Genomic DNA, 15,949 nt, shown 5'->3' on the forward strand with positions numbered 1-15,949 from the left:
CGGCGCGCGGACCTTTCGAACACAGCCCTTTTTTATATCCGGCCCGCCGTGTCGTACGCGAAGGTGCCGTCCTTGCACCGTCAGACCGGATGAATCCAACTCACTGACCGAGGTGACAGCGATTGTGGCTGCATTGCCGCATCGTTGATCAGCTTGCTTCATGCAAACAGACGAGGACAGCACGAAAGCCTGCTCCTAGCGTGGGACTGGCTGTTGTGTGTTCAGGGGCGATGAAACCGGCCATGGAAACCGCGGATAGGGTCAGCTGTTTTAAGCGATTGGTATCGCATCCAGGAGCGACAGGATGAGTCCGCATCTGGTTTGCGTTGGAGGCGAGGATCATAGACTAAGAATCCCGTTTCTTTTGGCGCTTCGCGAAAGGGGTTTTCAAGTCACTGCCGTTTCGAGTGATCTCGGAGCCGCCTTCTCACCCCACGGCATTGCCCATCGCCGATTTGGGTTCGACCGCTTTGGCAGCGGCGGTGCAGAATGGGGTGCTGTCAGCGCGATCCGTGAACTGATGTCCGAACTGCGTCCGGACATCATTCAAAGTTTCGACACCAAGCCCAATATCCTAACTCCACTGGCGGTGCGCGGGCACGTTCCCGTCGTTCGCACCATCAACGGGCTTGGTTGGACATTCTCGTCGCGGGAGCCGCGGGCCCTGGCATTGCGTCCTTTCTTTTGCGGCCTTCAGGGGGTGGCGTCTCGTTGGACAGCCATGACCGTCTTCCAGAATAGTGATGATCAGGCCTTCTTCGAGCGCTACCGGCTGGTGGCTCGCGGCAAAGGGCGACTGATCCGGAGTTCTGGCATCGACCCCGATGCATTCTCGATGGCAAGGTATCGTGGTCCTTCGGCTGCCACGATGCGCGAGGAACTTGGCCTACAATCAGCCCAGGTCATAATATTTGTCGGCCGGCTCACGCGGCAGAAGGGGATTCCAACCCTCATCGAGGCGGTTCCTCGCGTTATCCGCGAGAGGCCCAACGCGCGTTTCGTACTTGTCGGCCCGCAAGACTCCGAAGGTCCGTTTGCCGTCAGCAGAGCCGATATCGAGCGCCATGTTCCCCACGTTGTCGCATTGGGGCCAAGGCGCGACATTCCAGCCCTCCTTGGGATGGCGGATCTGTTTGCATTTCCGACGCAATATCGCGAGGGAATTCCGCGTGTCCTGCTGGAGGCGGGATTGTCCGGATTACCGATCGTCGCCTCGAATATGCCGGGCTGCAACGATGTGGTTGAGGATGGCTGGAACGGCTATCTCGTGGCGCCGCGCGATGCGGATGGCTTGGCCTCCCGGATAGTCGATCTTCTTTCCGACCCCGCCCGTGGCAAGACCATGGGCAGCCGTTCCGTCGGATTCGTGCGGGAGCGGTTCTCGTTGTCGTGGGTCATCGACCAGTATTGCGACCTGTACAAGACAATCCTGGGTGGCAGATATCGCAGCAGGCTTGTTCAAGCTGCGCAGGCGAATCCGAGGGAAGAGGCGGTGCCGAGCCCCCATCGACTGGGCGAGGCGCGGCAATGATGCGTGATGCGCTTCTGGCCTTCGGCGTCGCGATGTCCTACGCGGCGCAACTCAGCATCCCAGGGCTGCCCTTCGGCTACAGCGAACTATGCCTCACGCTCTGGATAATGCTGTCGATGACGCGAATCCTTGCTGGCGGCCAACTGGAGGTTACGCCGGCCCTGGCCAAGCTTGGGCTTTTCTGGCTGATCCTGGCGCTTGCCATGGGCGTGGGTTACATCATCGGTTTTCTGACAACCACGTTGTTCCTGGATCCGTTGTTGCACGACACGCTGGCCTATGTGCTGTTGGCGTGCGTCACCTGTCTGGCCGCTGCGGAGCCCAACGCGTCTTTCCGTTTGCGTCGTATCGCCTGGTGGATGGTTGCTATCGCGAATGCGGGCTTCATCATTCAGGTAGGGCTTGGCTTCGGCTGGCTCCATCAGGCTGGGGTCGAGCCCTGGTACTGGGACCGCTTCTGCGGATGGTCCGACAATCCGAACCAGCTTGCGCTCTACTGCGCCCTACTCGGTCCACTGGCGTTGCATCTTGCCACAACCACCAGCAATAAATGGGGAAGATGCCTTGCCCTATGCAGCCTCATATTCACCGTTTACGTCGGAAGGCTGACAAAAAGCGATACCTACCTTTATACCACGGTCCTGGCTTGTCTGATCCTTCTCGGGCTGCGGGTCCGGGCCTGGCTGACGAGCGACGGCAATAAGGCGAGCCTTTCAAGGCAGCTTGCCGTCCTGATGGCCGTTGGCTTCCTGCCGCTGGCCCTGTCTATAGCGCCCTATGCCCTCAGCGAGGCCTCCAGCGCCGAAGACTTCGCCAAGAGCCTGACCAAAGACAAGGGCGGGGAAGCGACTGCCCAAACCGCGGCGCTTCGCCTCTACCTCTGGAATGCAGCCTTGGAGAAGGGGGCACGATCGGGATCGCTTGGACTGGGTCCGGGCCCGCACCTAGATAGTCCGCCCGTGGTCAATCAACAGTTTTTGCCGCGGCCCTTCGAGGCGCACAGCACCATCCTGGATCTCTACACTCAGGGCGGCCTGATTTCGGTTCTAGCCCTGATGTGGATCTTCGGCTCGGCTGCGTTGTCCGCCTGGCGGGCGAAGCTGGACGCTCTGGTGGCGCTCGTGGCATCGATCGCCGTTTTCAGTGCTCCGCATTTGGTCATCCGCCATCCGATCGTGTGGTTCTGTCTGACCCTCTGCCTTGCCGCTGGGACGCCGGAAGCGATCCCCGCGATTGTTCGCCAGAGGAGATGCTAGAATGTGTGGGATCGCCGGAATTTTGTTGGCGCCCGATGCAGCCAACGCAAGTGCGCTCAGGGCCATCGGACCGATGGCGACGGCGCTTCGTCATCGCGGACCTGACGGTGAGGCCTTCTGGGTGAGCCGTGAAGGGGGAGTAGCCTTCGGCCACCGGCGACTGGCCATCGTCGACCTGTCCGAAGCGGGTCGCCAGCCAATGCTCTCCGCGAGCGGTCGGTATGTCATCACCTTCAATGGCGAGATATACAATTTTCGCGATCTGCGCCGTGAACTGGAAGGGGCGGGCCATCATTTCCGCGGCGCCAGCGACACGGAGGTCATGCTGTGCGCAATCGAAAGCTGGGGCCTTGATTCAGCCCTCGCGCGCTTCGCTGGCATGTTTGCTTTTGGGCTGTGGGACCTGAAGAACCGAACGCTTCAGCTTGCCCGCGACCGAATGGGGAAGAAGCCACTCTATGTCGCCTTGACACGTGATGCGCTCGTCTTCGCCTCGGAGTTGAAGGCGATCACTTGCTTCCCAGGCTTCACCCCGGAACTCGATGTCGATGCGGCGACGACAATGGTTTCCAAAGGCTGGGTGCCGGATGACCGTTGCATTTGGCAGGGCGTGTTCAAGCTGCCACCTGGATCAGTCCTGTCGGTCACTGCGGCGCAATTCGCCAACGCCCGAGGCGCCGGTTCGCTTGCGCATCGCATTCACCCTTGGTGGTCGCTGGCCGATGTCGCCTGCAAGGGACAGCGCGATCCGATAGCTGCCAGCGACGAGGACCTCGCAACCGAGCTCGACAGCCTGCTCCGCCTGGCCGTCAAGGAACGAATGATTGCAGATGTGCCGCTGGGCGCCTTTCTGTCGGGCGGAATCGACAGCTCGACTGTCGTCGCGCTGATGCAGGCACAGTCCCGAAACCCCGTTCGTACGTTCACCATAGCGTTCGGCGAAGGTGGGTTTGATGAAGCTCCCCATGCGGCCGCGGTGGCTCGGCATCTGGGCACCGATCATACGGAACTTCATCTCTCGCCGGCCGCCGCGCTTGAGGTCATTCCGGAGCTGCCCCGGATTTGGGACGAGCCGTTTGCCGATGAATCGCAGATACCGACGCTGCTGGTGTCGCGGCTCGCGCGGCAACATGTAACCGTGGCGCTTTCAGGCGATGGTGGCGACGAGTGCTTCGCAGGCTATTCTCGACACTTCCTGGCAGCCCGCCTCACAAAGCAGCATGAGCTGCCATTGTCATTTCGCCGGCTGTTGGCATCGGGGGCTGGGTTGCTGGCCCAAGCCTCTCAGAAAGATATCTTCGGCAATCTGCCGCTTTCATCGAATATGCGGCATGGCTTGCGCGGTGACCGCCTGGCTCGCCTTGCCCGCCTGCTCGCGGCGCGAGATGAGGACGAACTCCTTCTGCAACTGACCAAATCTTCAGCCAACGACCTTGTTCATCGCAAGCCGTCGACAGCACCTACCGACACGACAAAGCTCGACGGCCTGCTCTCGCGTCTCCTATTCGCCGACATGACAGGCTACCTACCGGGCGACATTTTGGTGAAGCTCGATCGAGCCACTATGGCCAACAGCCTCGAGGGGCGATGCCCGATCCTGGACCATCGCGTCGTTGAATTCGCCTGGCGCTTGCCAGCCCGTGCCAAAGTCCGAAACGGGAAGGGCAAATGGTTGCTTCGCCGACTGCTTGATCGTTATGTACCACGCCGACTGGTCGACCGGCCCAAGCAAGGTTTCGACGTTCCGGTCGGGACTTGGTTGAAAGGGCCCTTGCGCGGCTGGGCAACCGATATCATTGCCACGATCGGCCGCTCCGGGGACGGGGTCATCGACCGTGAGAAGGTCGACGCATGCTGGCGCAATCATCTGCATGGAAGCCAAGATAATTTCCGCGACCTGTGGCCGGTGCTCATGTTTCAGGCGTGGCGCAACGAAGCCATGCGGCCATCGACGGTCGCCACGCACCCTTCTTACCATATCGAACTGACAGGGGATTGAGATGGAAGGTTCCATAGCCAACCGCGCCCGGCGTCCGCGCGCCAAGCAGATGGAAGCTGGGACACTTGAAACCAATCTGCGCTTGATGCGGCCGCCACGCGAGCCAACGCAATCGTCACCCTTCCATCAGCTCGTCATCATCCTGACGACGCGAAAATGGTTCTTGCTTGCCATGGCCCTTCTGGGCGGCATCCTGGCCGGACTGGCAGGCTTCACCCGCCCGGTGCTGTTCGAGGCAACGACGCAGGTCATTATCGACGCCCCGAGCAGCAGTGCTTCGGGTGGCGTGGCATCCGCCCAGGACTCGCTGGAATCGAACATCGATGATCATCTGACGATGCTCTCCTCGCAAGGCCACCTGCGTCGGGTCCTGGCAGCACTGCGCAAAGCCCAACCAGTCGACGGTAACGGAAAGAGCGTCGTCAATGCCGTCCCGCCCGCGGCTGGCTCGTTCCTCATCGACCTCCTGAACAGGGCCTGGAGACAGGATAAGACAGTGGCGGAAAATCCGGACGCAGCGGACGCGCCCGAGCTGAAGGCGCTACGCAAGGGAATGAGGGTCGGACAAGAGCTGCGATCGCGCGTCATCACCATCGGGTTCACCGATCCAAGTCCGGCGCGTGCGGCACTTGTCGCGAACACGTTCGCCCAAGTCTACATTCAAGATCTGGTACAAAAAAGCCGAGCATCGGATCAGGTTCATCTGGATTCGATAGTCGCCAGCCTTCCGCAAGTACAAAGGGATCTTGTCGAAGCGACAGATCGGCTGGAGACATACCGGCTCACGCATGGCGCCGTCGATCAGACTGCGGCCAACAACGCAGCCAGTGAGACAGCGGAACTCGGCCGGCAGATATTCCTATCGAAAGCCAGTCTTTCCGCGTCGGAAGCGCGCCTTCGCCGTATTGAGGACCTGCGCAAGGCGGGCGCCCCGGTCACGGCCATCGCTGAAGAAATCGGGTCGCCCGTGTTGACGGACCTGGTGACACGCCAGTCGGGCGCCGCCGCCGACGGCGATCTGCGCAACGCGATCGCCCGCGAAATGGAGCAAAGCGTTGCCCGAATCGCTGCCGAGGCAAATGTCTACCGGTCTCAGGCTACGGCTCTTGAAAGTCGCAAGGCGATGCTCGACGCGGCCGTGGCCGACACGGCGAGCCAACTTTCGGGGCTGCGTTCCCTTGAGCCTAGGGTAGCCATCGTGACGCAGCATTACAACGAACTCCTGAGCCGGCAGCAGGATCTGATACGTCGCATCGCCGCTCCTTCGCCAGGCGTAGCGGTCCTTTCGACCGCCTGGCCGCCGTCGACCCCCGTGACATTGTCGCCGATTTTCCTGATTCCCCCCGGCATGGTCGTCTTTGGTCTCATGGGGGCGGTCATTGTCCTGGTCCGCAACGGTTTCAACCAAACCTTGCGCAGTGAAGCCGAAGCCGAGGCCGAGCTTGGGGTCCCGTGCGTAGGACTGCTTCCCAGGGTTGCGGGACTTAATGCCAGAAAGCTGCGGCATCTGGTTCTGAGCCAGCAGAACTTGCCGTTCAGCCGCGCCGTGACTTCGCTGCTCGTCACTGCGGCGCCAACTCAGGGGAAGGGGCAGCCGCCGCATATCATTCTCGTGACGTCCAGCATCCAGGACGATGCCAAGACCGAGTTGGCATGGAGCCTGGCGCTGGCGGCAACGCGGCTGGGAGGAAGAGTGCTTTTCCTCGATCTCGATCGCAAGGATGTACGGCTCACGAACGGGTTTCGTGGTGAATTCAGCACCGACAAGGCCCGGAACTCCTTCGGCGACTATGTGAATGAACGTTGCGTGCTGAAGGATGCAATTACGAGGATGCCGGAAATCGGTATCGACCTCATGGCCGCTCCAGCACCTTCCGATGATCTCCTGACGCTTCTGTCCACCGTCGACAAATGCCAGTTCACCGAGGAGCTGCGTTCGGCCTACGACGTGGTCATCATGAACGGTCCCCTCGGCCTCGGGGGGCCTGAAACCAGGCTGCTTAAGCGCTGGGCCGATTCGGTGCTTTTTGCCGTTCGCTGGGCAAGGACGAGGCGCAGCATTGCCCGTGGTGCTCTGGATGCAATAGGGGCCGGCGGATCCGCCACCGTTCCAGTAGGGAGTGTGCTCACCCGGGTGAACCTGAAGAGGCTAGCCGGCTCCAGGCTCGGAGACAACGCCGATCTTCTGTTGGAGAGGGTTTGAAGATGCGTCTGCGATCTTCAACAGAATCTCCAGGGAGCGATCGCGTCCCTAAATCGAGCCAGCTACACGATGATCATTGAATTTTTCGGACCTCCAGGATCCGGCAAAACAACCTTCGCACATGCGCTTGCGCAGCAGCTGCGCGGGAAAGGCTATCACGCCAAGGTCGCCCTCAGCTACAAGCCAAGCACCAGGGCCGCCAAATATGATCTCGGAATCTTTCTGTTCATATCACGGATCGTATCGGCGATATTTTCAACAGCCAGAATATTGCTTTTTTCGGCAGGGCGAGCCGATGATATTTCCAATTCCTTTGCAATGGTGAGGATGATACCGCCAAAAAACCGAATATGGCGCGCGCGAATCTGGCGATACATCCTGCACCTTTCGCGTTGCTGGAAGTCTGCGGAGCAATCGCCCGAAATTACGATTTTCGATCAAGGATATGTTCAAGCGATTGGTTCGCTTGCGATGTTCAATGGGAGCACCAACCCCAGAACGCTGGAAAAGGCGCTCAGCCTCGCACCGGCGGCCGATCTCACCGTCAGGCTCTTGGTGCCAGCTGCGGTCGTGGAAAGTCGCCTTCGTAGGCGGATGGAGCTTGAGCCGCCGGCGGAACGGATTTTCGAGGCCGACTTGAACGTGAACATGCGCTCGTTCGCCGTTTTTGAAGCGATGCATGACCTCCTGACAACATCTGGCCGGGAAATCATCTCCGTCGAATACACCGATGGTCCATCGACCTTTAAAAGTATTTGTCGGATTGAGAGACAAATACTTTCTGCATTGTCGCGCTTCGATAGGGCGGTCGGCGAAAAGCAAATTGAGTTGCCATCTCATCGCGCAGACGTAACAACTGGTTCAGCAACCACACCGCCGCGCAACAAGGACATGGGATCGCGGCTCGCTTGGGCAAGCATCTTCGCCTTGTTGATCTATATTGGTGGCGCTGGTTTGACCAGTCTTGCCCAGTTGGCAATTGCACGCCTTATCGGACCTCACAACTACGGCATCTATTCCTACGTTCAGGCTTGGACGTCAGTGCTCGCCTATCTGGCAACGCTTGGCTTTAATGTATCATTGTTGCGTTTCCTCCCGGCCTATAGGGCCAGTGGCAGGCTTGATCTGGCCCGCGGGGTGATAAGATTTGCGCTGCAGAGATCGCTGATAGCGGCAACCTTGTTCGGGATGATCGGCGCTGCGTCAGTCCTGTTCCTTTCAGATCCAACGGAAAGAGGGCTTGAGACAAGCATCGTGCTCGGCATGATGGCTGTGCCCTTGGTTACCGCCTATGCTCTCGGAGCCACGCTTGTGCGTGCTTTCGGCGGCGTTGTCTCGGCGTTGTTGCCGGAGCGCATCATGCGAGACGGGCTCCTGCTCGTGTTGGTAGCCCTCCTGGCATTGTCGGGATTTCGAACAGTGGATGCGCCCTCGGTGACGCTGGCGGTGCTTGTGAGTTCCGCTTTCACAGCGGCCCTGGTGTTCATCATCGCGAGGAGGTTTGAACCACCCGGCCTGGGACACGCCAAGCCAAGTTATGCCTCGAGGGAATGGTGGCTTGCCGTCCCCCCGCTCATGCTCATCACCGGGCTCGATGTTTTCGTCAGTCGGGCAGGAGTCCTGGTTTTGGGCTGGACAAGCCATATTGCTGAAGCGGGTATTTTCGCGCTGGCCTTGAATGTCGCGATGCTCGTGGGCCTGTCCCGTATCGCCGTGGCAACCATGTTTTCGCCAACAGCAGCCGATCTCTACGTCAGAGGCGATCGCAGAGGCCTACAACAGCTGTTCGCGCGCGCAACCCTGCTTTCTGCTGGCGGTGCCATCCTGGTGGCCGTCCCGATGATGGTGATCGTCGAGCCGTTCTTGAGCTATTTCGGTGAGGGTTATAGCGCGGGAGCGCCGATCGCACGGGTTCTGATTTTGGGATATGTCTTTGTCGCGCTGTGCGGGCCCCAACAGAATCTCCTGACCATGACTGGAAATGAATGGGCTGCGGCAACGACGATGATAGCGGGTGCTGTGGCCAATATCATTGCCTGTGCAGCCGGAGTTGCGGTGTACGGCCTGCTTGGCGCTGCGGTGGGTGTCGCACTTGCACTGAGCATCTGGAGCATTGCCATGGCCGTCTATATCCGCAAGCGACTGAAAATCATGCCAGGCTTGGTTTTTGCCTTGCTGTCGATCAGGCCGAGCGCGGTCGATGCCCGTCAATGGCATTGGTTCTTGAGGGCGAGCAAATGAGAGCACTGTTTTGGCTACGGTGATTGCCGTCGTTCGGGCAGGAAGTCACGAAGCCCGGATCGCACAAAGGCCATAGGGCTGCACAGACGCTTCGGCGTATCTCTGTTCCGGACACCCGCGCGGGCAGCCGATACTTCGCGGGCTGTGTCCGTCATTTGAAGGATGCATCAGTTTCGGAGGCGCCCCAGGGTGTGCTCACAATCTGCGGAGCATCCATGGAACAAGCCCGAATGGCGAGCGCCTCGGCGCCTGCAGTGCGCCGTCGCTCGGAGAGATCGACGCCTGTCGAGCCCAGCCAACGCGAAACCCTCACCCAAGTTCAGGTCCTGCGCGCCCTCGCGGCTAGTTCGGTCGCGCTGCGACACGCCCAGCATGATGCGGCCACCCTGGAATTACAGGCCGGCCGCACCTTTCAGAGCTGGAATCCGATACCATGGAGCGCTGGAGTCGATATTTTCTTCGTGATTTCCGGCCTTATCATGGTGCATACGTCGCGACAGCTGTTCGCAAAGCCCGGGGGCGCGCGTCTCTTCATTTCCCGCCGGATCGCGCGAATTGTCCCGCTATATTGGGCGCTCACCTCGCTCTACATTGCGGTAGCGGTGGCCGCCCCAAATTTTCTCAACCAGAGCTACGTCGATTTCAGGTTTGTAGTCGAATCCTATTTATTCGTTCCGGCCAGTCGCCCTGACGGCGTCGTTCAGCCGGTCTACGAGTTGGGTTGGACGCTCAATTATGAGATGCTGTTTTACGTGTTGTTCACGGCGACGATCGTGCTGCCCATGCGGTGGGCAGTTACGGTCCTGCTCACGATCCTGGTTGGGATGGTGCTCTCGGGCGCTCTTGCGGCTCCTTTGCCAGAGCCCTGGGGTTTCTGGACCAATCCGATCATCCTCGAATTTGCTTTCGGCGCGATGATCGGGGTCATTTGCGCCTCGGGCCTGCGGCCTTCCGGCCCAATCAGGGCCTGTGTCGCCGCAACGGGACTGGGTGCCCTGATGCTTGCGGCGGCGTTTCCCGATATTTCGGCCGGCCTTGGTCGCCCTGTCGTGTATGGCATTCCGGCGTCTCTAATAGTTTGGAGTGCTGCCCTGGCACCGCCGGGTAAACTGAGGCATGACAGCCTGGCGGCGAGGTGGGCCGCTGGCGTTGGCGATGCGTCATACGCTCTTTACCTCATGCATCCATTCGTGATCCGCGCCATGCGCATAATTTTCTGGCGTACAGGCTTGATCTTTGTGCTCGGCCCGTGGGCTTTCATCGGTTCGGCCTTGGCGATAACCCTGGGCGTGGCATTTATCACCCACCGTCTGTTCGAGAAGCCGCTCACCCGCTATGCGCGGCGCCTTTTGGGGGTCGGGCACGGCACAGGACGGCAGCTTGGGTCCCTTCCAGTGCCGGCGTATCCCAAGACAGATTGAAGGCGAGCCGCGACCCTGCCACACCTGGGAAACGGCGGCGTTGTGCTCACTATGCCGTTGCCGGAAGGCCAGCTGGTCGCACCTGTCCGACAGGGCGTGCATGGAATTCCCGATACCATTCCACGAAACGTTGCACGCCGTCCTCCAGTGTTGTCGCCGGTGCGAAGCCAACGGCGCGGCGCAGGTCCCTGACATCGGCGCGGGTTTCCAGGACGTCACCTGGCGGTAAAGGTACGTTGACGCGAACGGCGCGGCGACCAAGGGCCGTCTCGATGAGCGCGATCAGATGGTTGATTTCTTCCGGCCGATCATTGCCGATATTGTAGAGCCTATATGGCGCCGAACTGGTGGCAGGATCGGCAGCGCGACCGTCCCAACCGGGATCCTGACACGGTGGTTTGGCGAGCACGCGAACAACCCCCTCTACGATGTCGTCGATATAGGTGAAATCCCGCCATACGCGCCCGGCATTGGCGATTTCGATCGTTCGGCCCTCGGCGATGGCATGGGTGAACGTGTATACTGCCATGTCGGGCCTGCCCCAGGGACCATAGACGGTGAAGAAGCGCAATCCGGTTACGGGCAAGCCGAACAGATGGCTGTAGGAATGCGCCATGCATTCGTTGGCGGCCTTGGTGGCGGCGTAGAAGCTCACCGGATGATTGGCACCATGATGTTCGGAGAAGGGTATGCGTCGATTGGCGCCATATACGGAGCTCGACGAGGCATAAACGAGATGGCTGACGCCGGCGTGTCGGCAGCCCTCCAGAACGTTGAGAAATGCGACAATGTTTGACTCCACATAGGCATGCGGGTCGACGAGCGAATGACGCACCCCGGCCTGGGCCGCCAGATGCACGAAGTGCGATGGCTGGAATTCGCAGAACAGCGCTTTCACCAGCGACCGGTCCGCCAGGTCGAAGCGCATCGGCGTGAACCTCGGCTCGGCGCAGAGCCGTGTAAATCGCGCCTCCTTCAGCTTCAGGTCGTAGTAAGGCGTGAAGTTGTCGACGCCGATGACCTCGGCGCCGAGCCGCAAAAGGCGTGACGCAACATGAAATCCGATGAACCCAGCGGCGCCCGTGACGATGATCGGCCCCGTGTGCGTAAGGTTCGACGCAGCACCATCCTGCAGCGCGTGAACGATATCCGCCAGCTTGTTGACCTTCGAATCTGCTTCGGCCATGGCAAGTCACTCCCGTTTCCAGGTTCCGCGTTCTGCGCTATCTCGGCAGCGCCTTGAACGATCGGAAATGGCGCCGCCGGCCTTGTGATCTACGCGACAGCGCGCTCAATGCGGGCCGCCGCCGTCTGATTCAAAGCGGATGCAGACAGCAGTCGATTTCTCATGGCAAAACCGAAATGCGCCCCAAAAGAGCCACTAGTTCCGCCTGACGCCTCGTGTCGGTCTTGGCGAACAGTGAGGCAAGCTGAGAGCGGATAGTCGTGCGACTGAGATGCCAACTGCGGGCGATCTCCAGGGGCGCGTCGCCATGGGCGAGGCGTAGCGCCAACTGCGTTTCCGCGCTGGTCAAACCGAACATCCTTTGCAACGTGCGAGGGTTGGCCGCCGATTTGTTATCCCGGTCCAGCAATGCGACGACGGTTGTCCCGTCCGGTGTAACGACGCCCGTCTCGTTCATGGTCACCGGCCTGTCGCCTCTGCTGTGGATCACTACCCATGAGAGTGAGCCCGGCTGGAGGTGGACCGGAACATTCGCGACCAGCCGCCTCAACCCGGCGGCAAGCTCGACGGCTGTATCAGTTGCTTCGCCCTGGCGTGCGAGGGTGTCCCGAGCGGCAGCGTTCCATTCTATTACTTTCTTGTCTCGGTCCAGGACGAGATAGCCGCAACCCATACGATCAAGCATGCCGGTGATGGATTCCAGGCTGCGTCGTCGAGATCCGCCGACCCTTGCGTCCGGTCGGTCCACAAGGCTTATCGGCCGTTCGTGGCGGGTATCGTTCAATACAATGTATTGCCTGCCTGCGAGCGTATCGTTTCGCGTTTCAATCAGTGTCATCGCTTCCACCCAACCCATTGCTACTGACGCAAATCAAATCGGTTGAAGTTGCTGCTTCAACTTGAATTTCCACATACTGCGAGAAATCTGCGAATGGTTTTTCCGCAGCGTCTCTTTGGATATACCTTTCTGAAGAGCGCTCCTGACACATGATTTTATTCGCCGGCAAAGTCATGGCAATCGGGCATTGGGATTAGGTGCCACCCCTTCGGCCTAGTCTCGACGGACTAGACCGAAAGTTGTAGTCTTTGCGCATGGGTTCGGACCTGCGCTGGCTCAAATCGAATGTGTCGAGCACTACGTTGGCTCATCTAGCTTCGCTGTTGGTGTTTGCAGCATCGATAGCATTCGAGGCGATAAGTACGGTATATGGCGGCCAGCCGTTGCCGCTTGTTGCGTTTATCCCCATAACCGTTGTCATCGTGTATCTTGAGGGCCGTTTTGTTGCCATCGCAGCAACGCTTCTGATGGCGGTCGCCGGCTTGTGGATGCGACACCTGCTGGACGGTCACCTCACTGGTGGAGACTGGACCGGGGCCGTCTTCCTCCTGGGTTCGGGTAGCCTGATCGCAGCTGTGTTCCACCGCCTGCGACAAGATCTGCACGGTGCGCTCAGGGTGGCAGAAGCGAGGCTCGCTGCCATCGACGCTGCCGCCTTGGGCTTTGCTAATACCAATCGCCATGGCGAACTGCTGCAGTCGAACAGACGGCTTTTGGAGATGACCGGCTACGCGCACAAGGAACTTGCCCAACTCGAGTTGCAGGAACTCATTGTCCCCGACGATCGAGGTACTGTGCGGAAACTTTTGGAAGATTTGGGCAATGGGACCGCGTCTGCGACGGATATCCGCGTTTTGCGCCAGGATGGCACGGCATTCTGGGCTCACCTGGCCCTGTCTTCGTCGCGGCCGGACGAGGCGCCAAATGAGAGCGTATTCGTGGTGGTTGACGATATTTCCGAGCGACAAGCGGCACGCGAGGCCCTTCGGGCTCAGAAGGAATGGCTTGATCTCGCCGTGTCTGCCGGGCGCCTGGGAACATGGCAAATAGACATTGACGATGGGACAGTCGCCGGCTCGAGCAAGTTCTGGGACATTCTTGGTCTGCCTCCGGCCCCAGTCCGCCGCTTGGAAGAACTCTCGGCTGTAATCCATCCCGTCGACTGGCCGAAGCTGTCCGCCTCGGCAAAGCCTTCATCGGCATTGAACTATGACGTCGAGATCCGTGTCCGGCAAGTGGATGGTCACACACGCTGGATTGCTTTGCGTGGACGGCAGGAAGAGCACGGCGACCGCAAAATGCGCATCGGGGTGGCGGCGGATCTGACCGAACGTCGACAAACAACTTTGCTTCGCGCCGCCGTAAAGAGACGCGAGCGCATAATGCGCGAAGAGCGCCATCGGTTCAGCAATGTGTTTCCAGTGATCAGAGCTCTGGTCAACATGATCGATATTCCCGACAATGACGTTGCCAAATACAAGGAGATGTTGATCGATTGGATTCGAACGCTGGAGGCGACCCATCGCATCCTTTCTCGTCACGCCAACCTGTCAGGGATGCTCCATGAGCTCGTGGACCGGGAATTGCAGCCCTTCAAGGAGACACGCGACATAACGATCAGTGGACCTTCCCTCACTGTGCCAAGCGGCGCCGCCGAGGGCTTGGCGATGATCCTTCACGAGTTGACGACAAACTCGGTGAAACATGGTGCGCTGGGTGACCCGAATGGCAGGGTCGAAGTTAAGTGGCGATTTGCATCCGAGGACGAAGGTGACGACCTCGTGTTCGATTGGGTGGAATCGGGCCGACGGAAGAGTTCAAAAGTCGTACGCCGCGGGTTCGGGTCACTGATAATCGGTGTGGACAGCACGCCGCTTGTCGGTCATTCCCCGAATATGGAAATAACCGAAGATGGCCTTCGATATTCGCTGCGTGTGTCGCGCAAAGAAATTGAGGAATTTGGATTGCAATAGAGCCCCTCCAAGTCGAAGCCGAATTGGCCAATTAACGGATGGTGTGGGCCCTTTGCTGCGATTTCCTGCAAGCAAACTCGGGCCGGTTCGAGGGGCATACGTCAACTTGCCTGTCTCGTCAGCCAGCTTTGGAGCAACACAGCTGCTTCGGTACGGTTTCTAACCCCAAGCTCACGCAGCACGGCTGCGGCATGGATTTTCGTTGTCGCCTCGGCAATGTCCAGATTGCGGGCAATCTCCTTATTCGAGTACCCCTCTGCCATCAGCTTGAGGACGTCCTTCTGTCTAGATGTCAGCCTAGCGACGTCGCCCGAGCCCTCGTGCCGGCGGCTGGCATTTTGTACCGGAGGTGGGGGGGCATGCGATCTCTGGTCGGCAGACGTTCGAGATAGGAGAGATGGCACATAGATCCGGCCAGCGAGGATTTCGTTTACAGCCAGCACGACTTCTTCGTCGCTCTGCGATTTGACGATATACCCGTGAAGTCCGATCGAAAGCGCGGTCAGTATCTCCGAGCGGGAATCATCCCCGGAAACGATCGCAAAGCGAGTGTCAGGATAGGCAGCCATAAAGTCGCTGAGCACTTCCTGATGGAACAGCCCAGGCATGTTCAGATCGAGGATCGCAAGATCGATGGACGCCTGCTCCTCTAGAAGATTGACCGCGGCATCGAAACACGAAGCTTCGAATATTTCGGCGCTTGGAATTCCAGCCATGAGTGCCAGCCGGAGACCACGCCGATATAAGCCGTGATCGTCGGCAATGACGATCCGAGCCATGCAACTACCCCAACGCGTTACTCGGTTCCCGACGAGAAAACCCGCTGGAACCTCCCATTCGCCTATGATCGACAATCCGTGGTGGTCCTAAAATGGCGGCCATCCACTGGTCAACGCATCACAGTGATGTCCGCAGCGTCCCATCCACGCACATCCAGAACGTCTAATATAATACTAAATTGCGAAGCTCATCCATAGATTTTTAACCCTGGCGTGCGGTGCCCGTCCGCAAAACGATGCCGGTTCCCCATTTGTGGGTCCAAAGCCAGCTGTTCAGGACCATTTCTGTTATGTCGCCACCCGCTGTCGCTGGACCTGTAGGCCGGCCCGGCCCGGGCGGATCGCAGCTTTTTTGAAAGCAACTGCTTTCGTTTTATCGCCGTCATGATCAGTGCCCAATCGCGCTTCTATCGGCTGTTGATCTCGTGGCCATCTAATACCTTGAACGTTTTGAATCCCTACCATTCGAATGCACGACGACAGCCGCCCCGGCTGTCACATACCTTTTCACATATGATGTTC

At 59.4% G+C, this 15,949-nt stretch carries 10 protein-coding genes; 7 read left to right on the plus strand and 3 right to left on the minus strand.

Annotated features, from left to right (window positions below; translation table 11 throughout):
* The first annotated feature begins 304 nt into the window (after positions 1-304).
* The 6 genes from NKI15_RS07485 to NKI15_RS07510 all read left to right on the plus strand — a co-directional run bounded on the left by NKI15_RS07485 (position 305) and on the right by NKI15_RS07510 (position 10,651).
* Positions 305-1,531 carry a glycosyltransferase family 4 protein gene (locus NKI15_RS07485; RefSeq protein WP_352513641.1) on the plus strand — a complete coding sequence of 409 codons (1,227 nt, stop codon included), beginning with the start codon at positions 305-307 and terminating at the stop codon, positions 1,529-1,531.
* Positions 1,528-2,787 carry an O-antigen ligase family protein gene (locus tag NKI15_RS07490; RefSeq protein ID WP_023681031.1) on the plus strand — a complete coding sequence of 420 codons (1,260 nt, stop codon included), beginning with the start codon at positions 1,528-1,530 and terminating at the stop codon, positions 2,785-2,787. The genes NKI15_RS07485 and NKI15_RS07490 overlap by 4 nt, the downstream gene beginning before the upstream one ends.
* 1 nt (position 2,788) lies before the next feature.
* Positions 2,789-4,786: an asparagine synthase (glutamine-hydrolyzing) gene (gene asnB, locus NKI15_RS07495; protein ID WP_352513851.1), complete on the plus strand. Its 1,998-nt coding sequence runs from the start codon at positions 2,789-2,791 to the stop codon at positions 4,784-4,786.
* A 1-nt stretch (position 4,787) separates the two neighbouring features.
* Positions 4,788-6,989: a GumC family protein gene (locus tag NKI15_RS07500; protein WP_023741168.1), complete on the plus strand. Its 2,202-nt coding sequence runs from the start codon at positions 4,788-4,790 to the stop codon at positions 6,987-6,989.
* A 69-nt stretch (positions 6,990-7,058) separates the two neighbouring features.
* Positions 7,059-9,230, plus strand: a complete 2,172-nt coding sequence (locus tag NKI15_RS07505; protein WP_031207915.1) for a polysaccharide biosynthesis C-terminal domain-containing protein — start codon at positions 7,059-7,061, stop codon at positions 9,228-9,230.
* A gap of 215 nt (positions 9,231-9,445) precedes the next feature.
* Positions 9,446-10,651, plus strand: coding sequence for an acyltransferase family protein (locus NKI15_RS07510; RefSeq protein WP_050590863.1), 1,206 nt, complete (start codon positions 9,446-9,448; stop codon positions 10,649-10,651).
* Positions 10,652-10,700: 49 nt separating this feature from the next.
* Here NKI15_RS07510 and NKI15_RS07515 read toward each other — a convergent pair whose 3' ends face one another.
* Complete coding sequence (locus NKI15_RS07515) at positions 10,701-11,837, minus strand: NAD-dependent epimerase/dehydratase family protein (RefSeq protein ID WP_081725364.1); 1,137 nt, start codon at positions 11,835-11,837, stop codon at positions 10,701-10,703.
* A gap of 160 nt (positions 11,838-11,997) precedes the next feature.
* A complete protein-coding gene (locus NKI15_RS07520; RefSeq protein ID WP_023706589.1) occupies positions 11,998-12,675 on the minus strand; it encodes a helix-turn-helix transcriptional regulator in 678 nt (225 codons plus the stop codon).
* Between the two features lie 254 nt (positions 12,676-12,929).
* On the opposite strand from NKI15_RS07520, the gene NKI15_RS07525 reads away from it, so the two are divergent.
* Complete coding sequence (locus tag NKI15_RS07525; RefSeq protein ID WP_023706590.1) at positions 12,930-14,648, plus strand: sensor histidine kinase; 1,719 nt, start codon at positions 12,930-12,932, stop codon at positions 14,646-14,648.
* Between the two features lie 101 nt (positions 14,649-14,749).
* Here NKI15_RS07525 and NKI15_RS07530 read toward each other — a convergent pair whose 3' ends face one another.
* Positions 14,750-15,427: a LuxR C-terminal-related transcriptional regulator gene (locus NKI15_RS07530; RefSeq protein ID WP_023681040.1), complete on the minus strand. Its 678-nt coding sequence runs from the start codon at positions 15,425-15,427 to the stop codon at positions 14,750-14,752.
* Between the last annotated feature and the right edge of the window lie 522 nt (positions 15,428-15,949).

The sequence above is a fragment of the Mesorhizobium sp. M0862 genome (assembly GCF_040319795.1).
Classification (GTDB): Bacteria; Pseudomonadota; Alphaproteobacteria; order Rhizobiales; family Rhizobiaceae; genus Mesorhizobium.